The sequence below is a fragment of the Nitrospira sp. KM1 genome, from assembly GCF_011405515.1.
GTDB lineage: Bacteria > Nitrospirota > Nitrospiria > Nitrospirales > Nitrospiraceae > Nitrospira_C.
Genome location: NZ_AP022671.1, coordinates 1,906,329 through 1,921,126 on the forward strand (window position 1 = coordinate 1,906,329; position 14,798 = coordinate 1,921,126).

At 56.1% G+C, this 14,798-nt stretch carries 14 protein-coding genes and 1 tRNA gene; 5 read left to right on the forward strand and 10 right to left on the reverse strand.

Going from position 1 to position 14,798, the window contains the following annotated elements; all coding sequences use genetic code 11:
* Positions 1-609 precede the first annotated feature (609 nt).
* Complete coding sequence (locus W02_RS08670; RefSeq protein WP_173046760.1) at positions 610-1,776, forward strand: DUF3626 domain-containing protein; 1,167 nt, start codon at positions 610-612, stop codon at positions 1,774-1,776.
* Between the two features lie 315 nt (positions 1,777-2,091).
* Here the strand turns inward: W02_RS08670 and W02_RS08675 are convergent, their stop codons facing one another.
* Both W02_RS08675 and W02_RS08680 read right to left on the reverse strand, forming a co-directional pair.
* Positions 2,092-2,364, reverse strand: a complete 273-nt coding sequence (locus W02_RS08675; protein ID WP_173046762.1) for a hypothetical protein — start codon at positions 2,362-2,364, stop codon at positions 2,092-2,094.
* 408 nt (positions 2,365-2,772) lie between these two features.
* Positions 2,773-3,213, reverse strand: a complete 441-nt coding sequence (locus W02_RS08680; protein WP_173046764.1) for a hypothetical protein — start codon at positions 3,211-3,213, stop codon at positions 2,773-2,775.
* Positions 3,214-4,632: 1,419 nt separating this feature from the next.
* Between W02_RS08680 and W02_RS08685 the strand changes: the two genes are divergently transcribed.
* A complete protein-coding gene (locus W02_RS08685) occupies positions 4,633-5,247 on the forward strand; it encodes a class I SAM-dependent methyltransferase (RefSeq protein ID WP_173046766.1) in 615 nt (204 codons plus the stop codon).
* Positions 5,248-5,368: 121 nt separating this feature from the next.
* Here the strand turns inward: W02_RS08685 and W02_RS08690 are convergent, their stop codons facing one another.
* Both W02_RS08690 and W02_RS08695 read right to left on the reverse strand, forming a co-directional pair.
* Positions 5,369-5,638: a hypothetical protein gene (locus tag W02_RS08690; RefSeq protein WP_173046768.1), complete on the reverse strand. Its 270-nt coding sequence runs from the start codon at positions 5,636-5,638 to the stop codon at positions 5,369-5,371.
* Between the two features lie 514 nt (positions 5,639-6,152).
* Positions 6,153-7,472, reverse strand: a complete 1,320-nt coding sequence (locus W02_RS08695; RefSeq protein ID WP_173046770.1) for an adenylosuccinate synthase — start codon at positions 7,470-7,472, stop codon at positions 6,153-6,155.
* A gap of 281 nt (positions 7,473-7,753) precedes the next feature.
* Here W02_RS08695 and W02_RS08700 point away from each other — a divergent pair.
* Both W02_RS08700 and W02_RS08705 read left to right on the forward strand, forming a co-directional pair.
* A tRNA-Ala gene (locus W02_RS08700) sits at positions 7,754-7,829 on the forward strand.
* A gap of 476 nt (positions 7,830-8,305) precedes the next feature.
* Complete coding sequence (locus tag W02_RS08705) at positions 8,306-10,147, forward strand: ABC-F family ATP-binding cassette domain-containing protein (RefSeq protein WP_173046772.1); 1,842 nt, start codon at positions 8,306-8,308, stop codon at positions 10,145-10,147.
* A gap of 68 nt (positions 10,148-10,215) precedes the next feature.
* Here W02_RS08705 and W02_RS08710 read toward each other — a convergent pair whose 3' ends face one another.
* Both W02_RS08710 and W02_RS08715 read right to left on the reverse strand, forming a co-directional pair.
* The gene (locus W02_RS08710; protein WP_173046774.1) at positions 10,216-10,602 is read right to left on the reverse strand and encodes a PilZ domain-containing protein; all 387 of its coding nucleotides are present in this window, start codon (positions 10,600-10,602) and stop codon (positions 10,216-10,218) included.
* Between the two features lie 55 nt (positions 10,603-10,657).
* The gene (locus W02_RS08715; protein ID WP_173046776.1) at positions 10,658-11,950 is read right to left on the reverse strand and encodes a replication-associated recombination protein A; all 1,293 of its coding nucleotides are present in this window, start codon (positions 11,948-11,950) and stop codon (positions 10,658-10,660) included.
* A 117-nt stretch (positions 11,951-12,067) separates the two neighbouring features.
* Here W02_RS08715 and W02_RS08720 point away from each other — a divergent pair, with 117 nt between their 5' ends.
* Positions 12,068-12,865: an alpha/beta fold hydrolase gene (locus W02_RS08720; RefSeq protein WP_173046778.1), complete on the forward strand. Its 798-nt coding sequence runs from the start codon at positions 12,068-12,070 to the stop codon at positions 12,863-12,865.
* On the opposite strand, the gene folE is transcribed toward W02_RS08720, so the two are convergent.
* From folE to W02_RS08740, 4 genes are all read right to left on the reverse strand, one after another.
* A complete protein-coding gene (gene folE, locus W02_RS08725; RefSeq protein WP_173046780.1) occupies positions 12,862-13,506 on the reverse strand; it encodes a GTP cyclohydrolase I FolE in 645 nt (214 codons plus the stop codon). The two genes, W02_RS08720 and folE, sit on opposite strands and share 4 nt — an antisense overlap.
* A 14-nt stretch (positions 13,507-13,520) precedes the next feature.
* Complete coding sequence (locus W02_RS08730) at positions 13,521-13,937, reverse strand: 6-carboxytetrahydropterin synthase (protein WP_197742188.1); 417 nt, start codon at positions 13,935-13,937, stop codon at positions 13,521-13,523.
* A 104-nt stretch (positions 13,938-14,041) separates the two neighbouring features.
* Entirely contained in the window at positions 14,042-14,362 is a 321-nt protein-coding gene (erpA, locus tag W02_RS08735) for an iron-sulfur cluster insertion protein ErpA (RefSeq protein WP_173046782.1), read from the reverse strand.
* Between the two features lie 65 nt (positions 14,363-14,427).
* The gene (locus tag W02_RS08740; protein ID WP_173046784.1) at positions 14,428-14,775 is read right to left on the reverse strand and encodes a 2Fe-2S iron-sulfur cluster-binding protein; all 348 of its coding nucleotides are present in this window, start codon (positions 14,773-14,775) and stop codon (positions 14,428-14,430) included.
* Between the last annotated feature and the right edge of the window lie 23 nt (positions 14,776-14,798).

Consider the following 14,798-nt stretch of genomic DNA (forward strand, 5'->3'; position numbering starts at 1 on the left):
GAGATATGCCAATCCATTTACTGTTACCGGCTTCTCCCTCATCCCTACTTTTTGGTCTCATGGGGTTATACAAGACTCAACAATGGTGACCATCAAACAATTTGGTTATCGGTGAGTGTGCTGCCAGCTATACCACTGTTCTTTTGGATCATCGAATCGTTTGGTAAATCCTCATCCTGAAAATTTCATGGCCGTAGCATTGCCGCGAACAATGCTCTATTGTTCCTCCAATCGAATCGCTTCCCCCAGCGACGATATGCAAATGGCAATTTTTGAGACCTACCTCTATTGCATTCAAACTAATCCCGAGTATGCTTCACCACTCCAACCAGCAGCCGTGGAAACAGAGCGCATGTTGAACTTCATTGACCAACTAGGAGTTGTCGTTGGAATGCGCATGAGGGAAACCTGCGAAGCGGCGCTTAACGTATATGCCCCTCATTCCAGAGCAACGCATCGTTTATCATGGTGATCCTGCCGAAGGGGTTGGAATATTTGCTACGGAGTGAGAAGCAACGACGCGTCGGCACCCCGCAAGGTGCGTTGTGCACTATTCTCGATTCGGCTGGAAGTTCGCGGGTATGAGGCGCATCGCTTCGACGACCAACCGTGAATACGCATGATCTCCAATGCTCGGGTCTTTCCGCGCCGCCTCGCACGGCCTTGACTCACGTGCTCACGCTCGTGCGGCGCCAAGAGACTGTAAGCAGGTCGTACATCGCTGAAGCCCTCCAACGCACTGGATCCCAAATCGCCGCATACGGCGCGGCCATGGAGTGCATCCAAGCGCACGCTCGCGTGGTGATTCACTTCCATCCCGACCGGGTCGGCATTAAATCCATCCCGGTGGTTTCGGCACTCCTGAAGGAAGGCGTATACCGCAACCAGTTCGAGACCGGCCTGTCGACTGGAAGCCTTTCTGCATTCCCAGGCGGGGCTCGCGACTCGTGGGAACGCGTGCTGTTCGGGGACGCTTATCACGGGAGGGGCGTCAGCCACTCGGAACGCCCCAAATACGGAGCCCTGGAGCTGGTTCGCTACGCCGACGGCCCGATTCCGCGGTTCGGATCGTGCTATTTCGTGATGAGGCCCGCCGTATCGAGACGTACGTCGTTCACATTCACCGGGAGCGAAGATCTGCGTGCAACGGAGCGGATCGGGGTGATAGGTGAGATGGACAACGTCATGGCGGCGCTATTTGAAGAGATCGAAGCCGGCGGGATGGCGTCTCCGCCGTGGCCTCCGTTTCGCGCACCCACGCTCGGCCTTTCCAACTTAACTGTCCCAAAGCTGCTGGACGTTTTGAAAGACCTCGCGAGTCCGAGGACCGACACAATACGTCTGCCAACTGGCCGCGTGCTCGACACCCAGATCGAAGCGCAAGTACACGGGCCAATCGACCTGCAGGAGGACATCGAATTGCTGGTTGCAGACCCCGCATTTGCGCCCACGCATACCGGGAAGACTCTGCATGAGCTCGCCTTGCGATACGGATTTCCTCTGCGCTGGCATCGCGGTTTCCGTCTAGCGGTCGGCGAGGTGCCCGCCGATTTCCGAGGACCGGCGATGCCGCGCCTCGCGGGGCGAATTGCCGGCGGGAATGGAATGATAGATGCGGCAGTGATCGGAGCCGCCGAAGCATCGCTGCATGATCGGCCTGAGCTCTGGCGCGATTGGGGAACCCGTGAAGAACTACTTCAGCACCTCAAGCAGCTTTGGCATGTGCTCGTACACTATGGTGCGCCGGCCCACCACACTATGGAAGGTCCTCGATGACAACAGATGCGCCGGTTACGCCGCCAGGCTCATGGTTTCCACCTGACGCAACCACCTGATCAGCTGGTCAGAGACGGCTGGTGCCGGTGGTATCGGACGTATGCGCCGGACGATCCATTACTAGAAATTTAGAGACGAATGCGCGGACGGCAAAGTTGGGACTGTGGCGCGATGCAACTCCAATTCAATCCCTGGAAGCTCAGGAAGAATAAACGAGGGAAGGCACCCGAATGGTTAGCTTTGGAAAGCGCCGGATGTTGAAGTGATGCCTACTCAATAGGCGTGAGGAGGATGAAGGGCTTTAAGTGCGCTACGCTATTTTGCCTTGTGTGCCCATCTCCTTTTTGCAACCTTTGTAACATTCAATGGCTTCTCCTTCGCTGCACGCTTCTTCGCTTTCGCCTTGTCCGTCTTAAACCCTCTTGATCGCTCTAGAACAGCAGGGTTCTTTTTAGGCTTCGAGTCGTCTGCGACTAGTGGAAGGGGTGGAAGTGGCTTACCCGGGAGAAGAGGATTAGGGAGTGGATCGACGGTGGTCTTGAGAATCTCAACCGGGGTGACGTATGTAGATTTTGTATTTTTAGCCATACGGTCACCCTACATGACTCCTGACGCATGAGCAATAAGCCAATAACGCCCCAAAGCGGTGCGACTCTAGGTTCGTAGTAATCGAGTCGTTCGTGAGAGCGTTGAGTACGGCTTGGACTCTACTCGGTGCATTCCCTTCTGATCGATTATTCACCAACACATAGGTGCCGTTCTTGTGCGATCGCTTTCTTAATGACCTGCACGGTTTGCTCTCACATCTCTGGGAGCGGCTGCATCAGCTTGTCCTAGGGCTGATAGTCCTTCACCGCATCGTGGTACTTCCTGTTGCGAGAGGTCATGAGCCGGAACAGGACAAAGGGAGCTGGAAAGGCGGCTCCTAGTTTCTCATGAGATGCCAAAACGGATCAGAGAGGAAATGGTCATTACTTCACTTCTTCACTCAACGAACTATGATCCTCTCACCATGTGCGGCTGACTGGTAAATGGTAAGGCAATCTGCTGAGAGATGGATGGGTTGGCGAGGCCACGCCCTTTCTCGTGCAAAGCCACGAGTTCATCCATGGCCTTCGTCGAGGTGGCCCGCTCTTGGGCCGTGATGACCTCGAACCAGGTGAGGGCTTCCTTTCGGAACCGATGGCGGTCGTCGCCCGAATCAGGACACACCACCGTCCTCACCTCGCGGACCACCTCATCCACGATTCGCCCACGATGCACGCGGGCCTTCCGGTGCATTGGCTTGGTCTGAAGATGCCGATCCCAGTGCACGGTGAACCAAAATTCCTCACCGCTGGCGACTTCGCGGACAGTGCCCGTGGCCCCAGGCTGTTTCCAACCGAGCGTGGTGAGGAGGCGGACGAAAACACCGTTTTTAACGTCCTCTCGGTTCATCGGGGGCTCCGACTGGCCAAGAGATCAATCTTACAGCAACAGGGTCTCCGTGTGGGAAAGCGCGGTTCAACAGTCATCTTGACGACGCGGTGCTCACTACCATGTTTGTCGTTTGGCCGTACGTCAAGGGCGTCGCTGAGTGGGACTTCGGTCGTTTTTGTCGTGTATGTCATCGCCTCTGGTGAGCGAGCGGACTGGGTCCCATCGTCGCGGCGGGGCTCCCATTCGAGGAATTCATGAAAAGAGCAGGCCCCGGGGGATCAAGGAGCCGTTCTCCTACCTTCTTTCGTATAATTCGTTTAATTCGTAAGGCGACCACAGCCAGACTCTGAGGTAAGCCCGGGTGTCCTCGCGTGGAGTGTCCTCTTTTGGAGAAATTGGGGGAGAGAAAGACCTGGGGGGATGCGGGCTAGCAGTTGATGATGAGGATTTGCCAACTATGATCGAGGTGCCAGTCGATGGGTGGGGGCTGCCAGGGTACGCCATTGATGAGCATAGGCGGGGAGATGAGCCGGTAAGGTTTTGGGCTTTCGATGGGGATGGTGAACATCAAGTCATACCCATAGGCCCTATCGAATGTCTCTGGTCCTTTGGTTTGATTATAAGTGACTTGGTATTGATACGTGCCCCCTTCAAGCGTTAAGGGATCGGCAAGTGGTAGCTCCGATCTTTGCACTTCCCCGGTTGGGGGCCCTATCTTCCAATGGCCAACCAGCTTGATAGGCTGAGGAGTGAGCTCACGGCCATCAGATAGGATTTTTTATTTGTCGAGCGCGAGGGTCACCACATGATCATTCGGTATCGAAAAATACAATCTCAATGAAGGATTCTGATGGTCGTCCAAATAGGAGAAGTATGAGAGCGTGGAATCGCCGACATAACTAACGGCAATTTGTTCATGGGTAAGCTCTATGGCATCCCGAGGTCCCTCAGTTCCTCGACACCCGCGCCGCTCAACCTTTACTCCCAGAATTTCCGGTTCGTAGTAGGTGTACTTGACTGGAATACAGCCAGAGACGGACCAGAGAAGGGCAAGAATCAGTATCAGGCTACGCGGTATCAAGACGAGGAAACTATGCCATGGATCATGTCTTGCTGCGAGGGAAATGGGAAACGCTGCCGCCCCACCGCCACAGCATGGCCCTTGCGCGAATCCTTGGCCGACTCACGGCGCTGTTTCGTAAACAATCTCGTCGGGGAATACCGAAGGGTGGGTACGGGGGTAGGCGGATCAGAATCGAGCTGTGTGGGCGTGAGGGGCATCTATGACGGGTGGTGATACCTATTCGGACCTTTGGGACACCCAAACCGGTCATGCTCACCATGCCCTGAACTTCCTCCCCCCATGTCTAGCCACTTGAACGCGCGGGTGTTCATTTCATAGGCTAGGGACTGTTTCCATATTTGCGAGGTCTCTTGATGACAATAAAGTCGCATTGGGAAGAACGGTACCAGGACGCTCCTTCGGAATTGAGCTGGTACCAAACCAGGCCGCTGATATCCTTAGAGTTGATTCGTGAGACGGGAGTAGCTCCCCATACAGCGCAGATCATTGATGTTGGAGGTGGGGCATCGAGCCTTGCAGATGGACTCCTTGCAGACGGCTATCTCCACCTTACAGTGCTCGATGTATCCCGGGCAGCGTTAGACCATGCACGTGAAAGACTTGGCGCGCGGGCGAACGCTGTCACCTGGATCGAAGCTGATATGACCACCGTCACGCTGCCGCAAGAGACGTACGACGTCTGGCATGACCGGGCCGCGTTTCATTTTCTCACTGAATCTGAACAACGCCGTCGCTATGTGGAGGCGGTACGACACGCCCTACGGCCCGGTGGGCATGTGATTATCGCGACCTTTGCGCTCGATGGACCAACGCGATGCAGCGGCCTCGAAGTCATGAGGCATAGTTCAATGACCCTGGGAACGGAATTGGGAGCTCGTTTTGAGCTGATGCGCACAGTTCAAGAACTCCACCGAACGCCAGGCGGTCGAGAACAGGCCTTCCAGTATTCTCTATTCAAGAAACACTGACTCCCGGTTAGAGAAGCATCTACCCGGGGGCTTCTTTTGGAATTTCATCTCCAAGAATTTTCCCCTCACATGCCGAGGATCCGGACGGTCTAGGAATGTGAACATGGAAAGGCCGGGGGGGTCATGGTGCTGGACCGACGGACAGAGTTGTCGCACGACAATCGCCGGATGTCGGACAATCTTCAAGGACTGCAACTGCGGGGCGCGTGTCACGATCGACGAGAACAATGTAGCGGCCACCAATCACGAAGAATTCGACAACGAGAATGGCCAGAGCGATCCAGAAGAGAGTGAAGAGCTTGCCGTCATAGCGACCAACGTATCCCCGGAAACCTCCTCCCTGCTCATCGACCAAGCCCAACCGGATGGGACTCTTTGCCTGTGAAGCCATGGATGTTTCCCTCCAGATTTGATAGTGAGGGAAACTCCGTGCAAGGGAAATACCACTTCCCTTCTATGTCTCACCGCTCGCGTTTCCTGCGCCTTACATGGTTAATGAGATCGCCTTGAGAGACGCTATGTCTTTATGAGGGCAGATTGTCTACCTAGAGTGGTGACCGTAGATGTCTCTGGCTAGCGCTGGGAGTCCTCAGAAGGCCGCCCCGCCGCCGCCTTGATGCCGGGGAGTCTTTCCGCTGTGCCCAAATTGTGCCCGAACATGCGCCCACCGTACTGCATGTCCTACCGACTCCCCCACACTGCTCCAAACAAACCAAAAGCCAGGCAACTCATTGAGCGGCCTAGCCTTTCTCTCATTCCTCTTGTCTGTCTTATCGTTCCGCTCTGTCCCTGATTCTCTCCCCTTTTACCTTAAAAGGGCGATGCTCTACCGTCTGAGCTAGCGGCTCACCGGATTGAAGGTGAGAATCTTATCATCCAAGATCGATGCGTGCCTAGTGAGGAATTCACCGCCGGCGAGATCGACCTCGGGCGCTTGTCGTGAGCGGGTTTTTCAGAATAATCGTGGCTTCCCGTTTTGAACCGGTCGAGACCATGTCGATCGGGCACTCCGCCACATCCTCAATAAATGTGAGGTAGCGCTTAGCCTCCGCCGGAAGCGCCTTGAAAGTCTTTGCGCCGGTGGTGGATGCGGACCAGCCTTTGAACGTCTTGTACACCGGTTCGCAATCAGTCAATGTTTCCAAATCGGCGGGCATGTCACGATAGAGTCGTCCATTGCTTCTATATCCGGTACACACCTTTAATTCTTTGCACCCATCCAGTACGTCCAACTTCGTGACCGCCAGCGAGGTCAGGCCGTTGACCCGGCTGGCATACCGCATGACGACTCCGTCGAACCATCCGCAGCGACGCGCTCGTCCGGTGGTGGAACCGAATTCTTTGCCGCGCTCTTGCAGTGCAACACCGACTTCATCGTTCAACTCGGTCGGGAATGGTCCGCTTCCAACCCGCGTCGTGTAGGCCTTGGCCACGCCGAGTACCGCGCCGATCTTTGTCGGGCCCACTCCGCTTCCCGTTGCTGCCCCTCCGGCGGTCGCACTGGAAGACGTTACATAGGGATACGTCCCGAGATCCACGTCCAGATGAGTACCTTGGGCACCTTCGAAGAGCACGGTCTTTTTGCGTTCGATCATGTCGTTGACGATTGTCGAGGCATCGACGATATGGCTCTTCAACCGATCGGCATACCCCATGTACTGCTGGAAAACCTTTTCCACTTCGAATCGCTCCACTTTATACAGCTGTTCCAGGAACCAATTGATCTCGACGAGATTTTCCTCCAGCTTCGTTTTGAAGGCCGTCGGGTTCAGCAGATCTCCCACCCTGATACCGATGCGCGACATCTTATCGGCGTAAGAGGGACCGATACCCCGGCCGGTCGTACCGATGCGCCGCGAGCCTTTGGATTGCTCGGAGGCCTTATCGATCGCCTTGTGATAGGGCAGTATCAAATGGGCTCGCTGGCTCACGACGAAGTTCTTGCCCACGGAGATTCCCTGCCGTTGGAGATTATCCATCTCTTCGATCAGCGCGGCAGGATCGACAACCACGCCGTTCCCAATGACACAGAGCGTTCCTCGATACAGAATTCCTGACGGGATCAGATGAAATACAAAGGTGCCGTGGCGGTTGATGACGGTGTGCCCGGCATTCGACCCGCCCTGATAGCGGACGACTGCATGAGCATCCTGGGCCAGGATATCGACAATCTTGCCCTTTCCTTCATCACCCCACTGTGCCCCGATGACGACGAGTGTATGCATGGCTCGACTCGGTTTCGGTGAACAAAACGGCCCCGCAATGCGGGGCCGGGAGGCATGGTAGGGACCACCCTAATATTTGTCAAGGACCAGACCTGTCTTCTAATGCGGCCTCGACTGACTGACGACTGATTGCGAGAGTGCGCTCGTTCGGAAATTTCCGGCCCGGACAGAGGTCAGATGACCCCGAGGTGTGCGATCCAATTTCTTGACTGCCCAACAGACATAGTGTTAGCATAACCGCGTTTTCACAAGGTTTTGTGGTGCTCAGGGGTTTTCCGGGTGGGGCTGTGGCGCAGCTGGGAGCGCGCGTGAATGGCATTCACGAGGTCGCGGGTTCAATCCCCGCCAGCTCCACCAAAATTATTGAAACCGCGACCGGGGGTTTCGAAGGGGGTGTGCCCCCTTCGTGGGGAGCGTGCGAGGGGGCAGGCCCCCTCAGCAAGAGTCGGCGAGAGACGCTTGGCTCGAACCGACGAGGGAGCGTGGTTCAATCCCCGCCAGCTCTACCAAACCAACCTTCGGTTGAGCCGGTCGCTCATTTGAGTAGTTTCGTAATTGATGCGACCGGATAGAATCTTCGACCCACGGTTGTTACTTGCTCGTGCCGCCGCGTTCGATCAAATCGCGTCGGATAGGTACGTTGCCTCAAGTGAGCTTAAATCTTCACTTGCTCATACCGTCGGCTCTTTTGAGTTACACGAGGCTCTTCGATCCACAGTGGTGACATCTAATCGATGATTGTTTCCTGCTCCATGCGCCTTCCGCCGGCTCTTCCATAGCAGCGGCCTCGCTCGCTGCCGCCATTTCACCATTCACACGAATCGAGCACCAGTATGCTGCAAATCGAGTCTGTTCATAAGCAATTCTCCACGAAAGTGCTGTTCGATGACGCCTCGGCCCACTTACGCCCTCAGACGCGGGTCGGTCTGGTCGGACCCAACGGAACGGGCAAGACGACCCTCTTCAAGATGATTTTAGGCGAGGAGTCTCCCGACGAGGGAGCAATCCGTAAACGTCCACGTCTGCGGGTGGGATATCTGCCTCAGGAACTGGAAACCATCACGGGAAAGACGGCGCTCGATGCCGCTCACCGGGATCAGTATCCTGAACATGAAGCCAAGCGCATTCTTTCCGGACTCGGCTTCGGCGAGGCCGACTTTTCACGCCCGGTGGAGAATCTCTCCGGCGGCTACCGCATGCGGGTGGCGCTGGCGCATCTCCTGCTTTCCGAACCCGACGTGCTCATGCTCGACGAGCCCACGAACCACCTGGATAAACCGACGCAGCGATGGTTCGAGGAGTTTTTGTTGGATTCGAGCCTGACGCTGTTGGTCATCAGCCACGACACGGCGTTCCTCGACCGAATCGTCACGCATGTCTGGGAGCTTCGCGATAAAACGATTCAGGAGTTCCGCGGCAACTATTCCAAATTCCGCGAACTGCGGGCCGAGCGCGATGCCCAATTGCAGGCCTCGGCAAATCGGCAGGCGAAAGAAGTGGCCCGCGTCCAGCAGTTCATCGACCGTTTCCGCTACCAAGCCAACAAGGCCAAACAGGTGCAGTCACGCATCAAGCAGCTCGACAAAGTCAAACTCATCGAACTGCAACGGGATGCGAAGCGCGTGAAATTCAAGTTCCCGCTCCCGTCAACGAGCGGCCGCCACGTTCTGGAGCTCGCCGGTGTCCGCAAGCAGTACGGAGAGAAGATCGTGTATGACTCGCTGGACTTTTCCGTGGAGCGAAGCCAGCGGGTCGCGCTCGTCGGAGAGAACGGGGCGGGAAAGAGCACGCTTCTCAAGATGCTGGCAGGGGTTCTGCCGCCCGACCAAGGCAAGCGCACGGTGGGCCATGGAGTCACCGTTCACTACTTCGCCCAGCATCAGGCCGAAACACTCAATCCGGAACACACGATTTTGGAATCGCTGGGTGAAGTGTCCAACACCGCGGAGACGAATTTCCTGCGCGGTCTCGCCGGCGCCTTTCTGTTCTCCGGCCCCGATCAAAAAAAGCCGATCAAGGCGCTCAGCGGTGGAGAGCGCAATCGCGTGGCATTGGCCAGAATGTTGGTCGAACCGGCCAATACGCTCTTGCTCGATGAGCCCACCAACCATTTGGATCCGGCTTCCGTCGACGTCCTTACGGATGCGATGACCGAATTCCCCGGCACGATCATCTTCATTTCTCACGACCCGACGTTCCTGATGCGCGTATCCACCCGCATCGTGGAAATCGAGGACGGGAAGGCCCGAAACTTCTTCGGCGACTATGAATATTATCTGTGGAAGAAGGCCCAGGAATTTGAATCGATCAAGGAAACGAGCGAAGAACTGACCGGACAACATCAGGCGAAAGGTCCAGGCCTCACCAAGGCCATGACGGCACAATCGCAAGCCAAGGGTTCGGCCGGCGATCGCAGAGACTTGACCAAGACACAAACCAGGCTGGAAAAACAGGTGGCGCGAGCGGAAAGCGACATTGCAGATCAGGAAGTGAAGATTAAAGATCGAGATCTGCAATTATCAGATCCGAATTTGTATAAAGATTTTTCTCGCTGGAACAGCCTCCATCAGGAGCAGGACGAATGGAAAAAGGAGCTTGAACGGATGAACGCCAGGTGGGAATCCCTGTCTGCTGAACTACAAGGTGTAAGGCAGAAGTTGGCGACGTATAACTAAGCCGGCCGCCGGTCATCGGAAGGATCGGCACGTCAGTTTTTTGAATCCTGCTACGCTCGTACCTCTTATCAGGGGGATTTGATCGCCTCTTCCAGATAGTAATACAACCAGCGGTTCTTTTCCTTCGTCACTACTTCATTCCACACTACGCCGATCAGAAAACCCTTTTCCCACGTCTTGACCCAGGCGACGGTCCCCTCCAACTTCTCCTGCTGTTCCACTCGATCGGAATCGAGAAATGCCAGTGAAACGGTCACGCCCTCTCCCGTACCGAGTTTCTCCTTGGCGTGGAGGCCGGCTCCCACTTTGTTGACGTTATCCAATACAGCGGTGATGGCCTTCTGCCCGCTCTTCGGAGACACGAGCGCGGACCCAACCAAGGTTGCCCGAACCAGCCTTCTCCGCTCGCTGGCTTCTGCCGTCACCTTTGATGGCTTGGATTCAGACCTTTTCATACCTCTACGTATAAGTATAACCGATTAGAAGTGTTTGTCCATGGTACAGATGACCCTATCGACTTTTGGGGCGGTAATACCGACGGCCTTTGAGTTGAGGCGGTAGGTGCTCCTGCTCGCTTGAGGCTTCAGGATCCTCGTGGACATAGCGGTAGCCCTTGCCGTACTGAAGACCTTTCAGCATCGGAGTCACGGCATTGCGTAAATGGAGAGGAACGCTAAGATTTCCGTGCTGTTGTGAATCGCTCATGGCCTCCTGCAGGCCGACATATGAGGCATTATCTTTCGCTCTGGTGGCCAGAAAGGTTGTCCCGTGAGCGAGATTGATTCCGGCTTCCGGCAGTCCGACAAACTGAACCGCTTGCGCAACGGCTGTGGCAACAATCAACCCCATGGAGTCGGCGTTACCCACGTCTTCCGATGCGAAGATCACCATGCGCCGGGCAATAAATTTCGGATCTTCCCCTCCTTCCAGCATCCTCGCCAACCAGTAGAGGGCGCCGTCTGCATCGGAATCGCGCATGCTTTTGATATAGGCTGAGATCAGGTTGTAGTGCTCTTCGCCCGTCTTGTCGTAGCGGAGAGATTTTTTCAGCAGGGATGCATCTACGGCCGCTTCATCGATGCGCCTTATTCCGTCCGCGGAGATGGGGGCCTGTTCAGCCACGTACTCAAGGGCGGTCAATAGCGCTCTCCCGTCTCCATTCGCAAAATTCCGCAGGCGCTGCCGAGCGCCGCCGGTCACGGTCAGCCTGAAACGTGCCAGGCCAAGCTCCGTATCGTGGAGTGCACGGTCGAGGATGCGGTCAAGCGCCGCGTCCCCCAACGGGTGCAGTACGACGACGAGGGAACGTGACAGGAGGGGCGCAATCACTTCGAAGGAGGGGTTCTCGGTCGTCGCCCCGATCAGCACGATGGTTCCGCGTTCAACATGCGGCAGGAACGCATCCTGCTGCGCCTTGTTGAAGCGATGAATCTCATCGACAAACAGGACGGTTTTCTGATGTTTGGTGGCCAGGCGGTGCTCCGCATGTTTCAGGATTTCCCGCAGTTCCGGAATCCCGCTGGTCACGGCGGAAAAGGACACAAATTGCGCCTTCGTATGTCGTGCGAGCAGCAGTGCGAGCGTCGTTTTTCCGCATCCTGGCGGTCCCCAGAAAATCACCGAGGTCAACCGGTCCGACTCTATGGCCTTGCGCAGCGGCCGATCAACGCCGATAAGCTCTTCCTGCCCGGCAAAATCGTCGAACGACTTGGGACGCAGACGCTCGGCCAATGGCGACGCGCCTGCATCGGATGCCTTGGAGGGCTCCGCAAACAAATCCGGTTCATCACGATGCACAGCCATGAACCGAATTGTATACGTCTCTTTTTGATGACTGCAAACATGAGATCGGAGAGCAGAACTTGACTCAGCAGTGGCCGGATTGTTACGAACGATCCCCTATCCAGGAGGATCGCGACGATGAAGGCTCAAATCAATGGGATCACGCTCGGATACAGCGACCAGGGCAAAGGCACGCCTCTGGTTTTTCTTCATGCGTTCCCTTTCAACCGGACCATGTGGGCGGCGCAGGAAGAGGATCTTTCAGATGCATTCAGAATCATCACGGTCGACATGCGGGGGCATGGAGAATCAGAGGCTCCGTTCTGGCGGTATAGCCTCGAACAATACGCATCCGACGTCACGGCGCTGCTGCGGCATTTAAGGATTGATAACGCCGTCTTCATCGGACTGTCGATGGGCGGATACCTTTCGTTCACGCTGTATCGGCTGTACCCAGAATTCGTGCTTGGTTTCGTGCTTGCCGATACGAGAGCCGAGGCGGACAATCCGGAGCAGGGGAAGTGGCGATTCGAGCTAGCCCGACGAGCTGCGGCGCAAGGGCCTTCGGCCGTCGTCGCCGACATGTTGCCGAAATTATTGTCGCATCAGGCGTATGAACGGCGGCCTGACCTGGTGGAGCAGGTCAAATCCATTCAGGAAGCGGCCACGGTACCCGGTATCCTGGGAGACTTAAGGGCCATGGCTGAACGACCGGATTCAACCGACATGCTGCGTTCGATCAGGGTGCCGACATTGGTCTTGGTGGGTGAGGAGGATGTGCTGACGCCGAGGGCCGACGCGGAACGGATCACCGCAGGCATTCCGGAAGCGATTTTGGAGACCATTCCGGACGCCGGCCATATGAGCAACATGGAGCGGCCGGAAACGTTCAACAAGGCCGTGCGCCGGTTTGCCGCCGGCATCGATCGCCGCTAAGCCAAATCTCCGACCGCGTTCCGGCTGATGAGCTTGAGGAACTCCGCTCGCGTCTGCTGCTGCGTTCGAAATGCGCCGAGCATGGAACTGGTCACGGCCAGGGTATTCTGTTTTTCGACTCCCCGCATCATCATACACAGGTGACGCCCCTCCATCACCACACCGACCCCGTGCGCATTCAATTTGCTTCTCAGTGTCTCCGCAATTTGCGTCGTCAACCGTTCCTGGACTTGAAGCCGCCGGCTGAACGCATCGACGACCCGCGGAATCTTGCTGAGCCCGACAACCTTCTTGTTCGGCAGATACCCGACATGGCACTTGCCAAAAAACGGCAGCATGTGGTGCTCGCACATGCTGAAAAAATCGATGTCTTTCACGATGACCATTTCATCGTATTCGATGGGAAACAACGCTCCATTGAGCAGATGGTCGATGTCCTGATGGTAGCCCTGCGTCATAAATTGCAACGCCTTCGCCACTCGCTCGGGTGTCTTCAGCAGGCCATTCCGGCCTGGAGATTCACCCAGCGCCTTCAATAACTCGCTGACTAGGGATTTGATCGCCGGAACATCGACTGGACCTTTGAGGGAAGGCAGGTCTTCGATTTGCGGAAGCGAGGAACGACGACGTCTCTGTGCCATAATGCCGTAGGCTCCTACGAGCGGGCGGCTGGAAGAGCCGCATACTCAAAATAATTATCCCTGGTTTCGATGACGCCGACCTTTTCCAGCACGCCCGGCGCAATCTTGGCTGCCAAAAGATCCCAGATCAATTTCACCAAATTTTCACCGGTCGTCGTCTGTTTGGAAAATTCCTGATCGCTGTTGAGATCCTGGTGATCGAAGCGCCGAATGATGGTCTCATTCACGATTTCGTCCACCCATGCCGGATCCAGAGTGTCCGGATGGCCGCCATCGTTGACCGTCACCAAGACGACATAATTGTGGCCATGCCCGTTCGGATTGTTGCATTTGCCAAACGCCGCCCAATTCTGCTCGGCCGTAAGGACATCCGAGTGCAACCGGTGGGCGGCACAAAAACGATACCGGCGGGTCATGCTGACATGGGGCATTGCAGATTACCCAGTATGGAAAATGAAAAGGCCAGGATCACCCATTTCGGGTCACCCAGGCCTTTTCGTCACGTTCCAGTCGACGTGCGCAAGCACGGCGCCGTTTATGCGCTGAATGAACTGCCGCAACCGCAGGTCGTCTTGGCTTGCGGATTCTTGATGGAGAATCCGGAACCTTGCACGCTGTCGACATAGTCGACTTCGGCGCCTTGGAGCAACGGTGCGCTCTGAGAATCCATGATCACCTTGACGTCGCCTTTTTCGATCACCGTATCGTCTTCGGCCATCTTGGATTCGAAGGCCATTCCGTATTGATACCCATGGCAACCGCCTCCACGGACATAAATACGCAGTCCGACGACGTCCTTCTCTTCCTTCATCAATTCCTGGATCTTTTGTTCTGCCACCGCCGTAATCGTCACCATGTGGGCCTCCTTCTCGTCAGACAGGCCTTCCGGACCTGCTGGATTCGATTTAGTGTAACATCTCTCTATCGGATATCAACACCCTGCGCCTCCGATTTTTCAGTGGTCGGCGCGGCCCACTTGGTTTCCGGCACCTTGACGATAACATCGCCCAATACCTTGGCCTGACAGCCCAGCCGGTGCCAGGGCTCGCTCAGCGCTTCCCGATCCAGCAGGTCTTGTTCTTCAAAATCGATTTCGGAAAGATGTTCTCCCCCGCTTTGGACCTCCACCCGGCACGTTGTACAGGAGGCATTTCCTCCGCAATCGTGATTGAGCGGGAACCCCAGTTCTTTGGCGGCGTCGAGCAACGTCGTATTACGCGGTACACTGCCGCTTCGTCCCTGTGAGTGTAGAAATGTCACATGCGGCATGCTCAACCTCGCGCGGCCGCCTA

What these genes read in the sequence shown, in the direction of transcription:
- W02_RS08675 (WP_173046762.1), bottom strand. Translation starts at nt 2,364, where the DNA reads ATGGCTAAAAATACAAAATCTACATACGTCACCCCGGTTGAGATTCTC.
- W02_RS08680 (WP_173046764.1), bottom strand. Translation starts at nt 3,213, where the DNA reads ATGAACCGAGAGGACGTTAAAAACGGTGTTTTCGTCCGCCTCCTCACC.
- W02_RS08685 (WP_173046766.1), top strand. Translation starts at nt 4,633, where the DNA reads ATGACAATAAAGTCGCATTGGGAAGAACGGTACCAGGACGCTCCTTCG.
- W02_RS08690 (WP_173046768.1), bottom strand. Translation starts at nt 5,638, where the DNA reads ATGGCTTCACAGGCAAAGAGTCCCATCCGGTTGGGCTTGGTCGATGAG.
- W02_RS08695 (WP_173046770.1), bottom strand. Translation starts at nt 7,472, where the DNA reads ATGCATACACTCGTCGTCATCGGGGCACAGTGGGGTGATGAAGGAAAG.
- W02_RS08705 (WP_173046772.1), top strand. Translation starts at nt 8,306, where the DNA reads ATGCTGCAAATCGAGTCTGTTCATAAGCAATTCTCCACGAAAGTGCTG.
- W02_RS08710 (WP_173046774.1), bottom strand. Translation starts at nt 10,602, where the DNA reads ATGAAAAGGTCTGAATCCAAGCCATCAAAGGTGACGGCAGAAGCCAGC.
- W02_RS08715 (WP_173046776.1), bottom strand. Translation starts at nt 11,950, where the DNA reads ATGGCTGTGCATCGTGATGAACCGGATTTGTTTGCGGAGCCCTCCAAG.
- W02_RS08720 (WP_173046778.1), top strand. Translation starts at nt 12,068, where the DNA reads ATGAAGGCTCAAATCAATGGGATCACGCTCGGATACAGCGACCAGGGC.
- folE (WP_173046780.1), bottom strand. Translation starts at nt 13,506, where the DNA reads ATGGCACAGAGACGTCGTCGTTCCTCGCTTCCGCAAATCGAAGACCTG.
- W02_RS08730 (WP_197742188.1), bottom strand. Translation starts at nt 13,937, where the DNA reads ATGCCCCATGTCAGCATGACCCGCCGGTATCGTTTTTGTGCCGCCCAC.
- erpA (WP_173046782.1), bottom strand. Translation starts at nt 14,362, where the DNA reads ATGGTGACGATTACGGCGGTGGCAGAACAAAAGATCCAGGAATTGATG.
- W02_RS08740 (WP_173046784.1), bottom strand. Translation starts at nt 14,775, where the DNA reads ATGCCGCATGTGACATTTCTACACTCACAGGGACGAAGCGGCAGTGTA.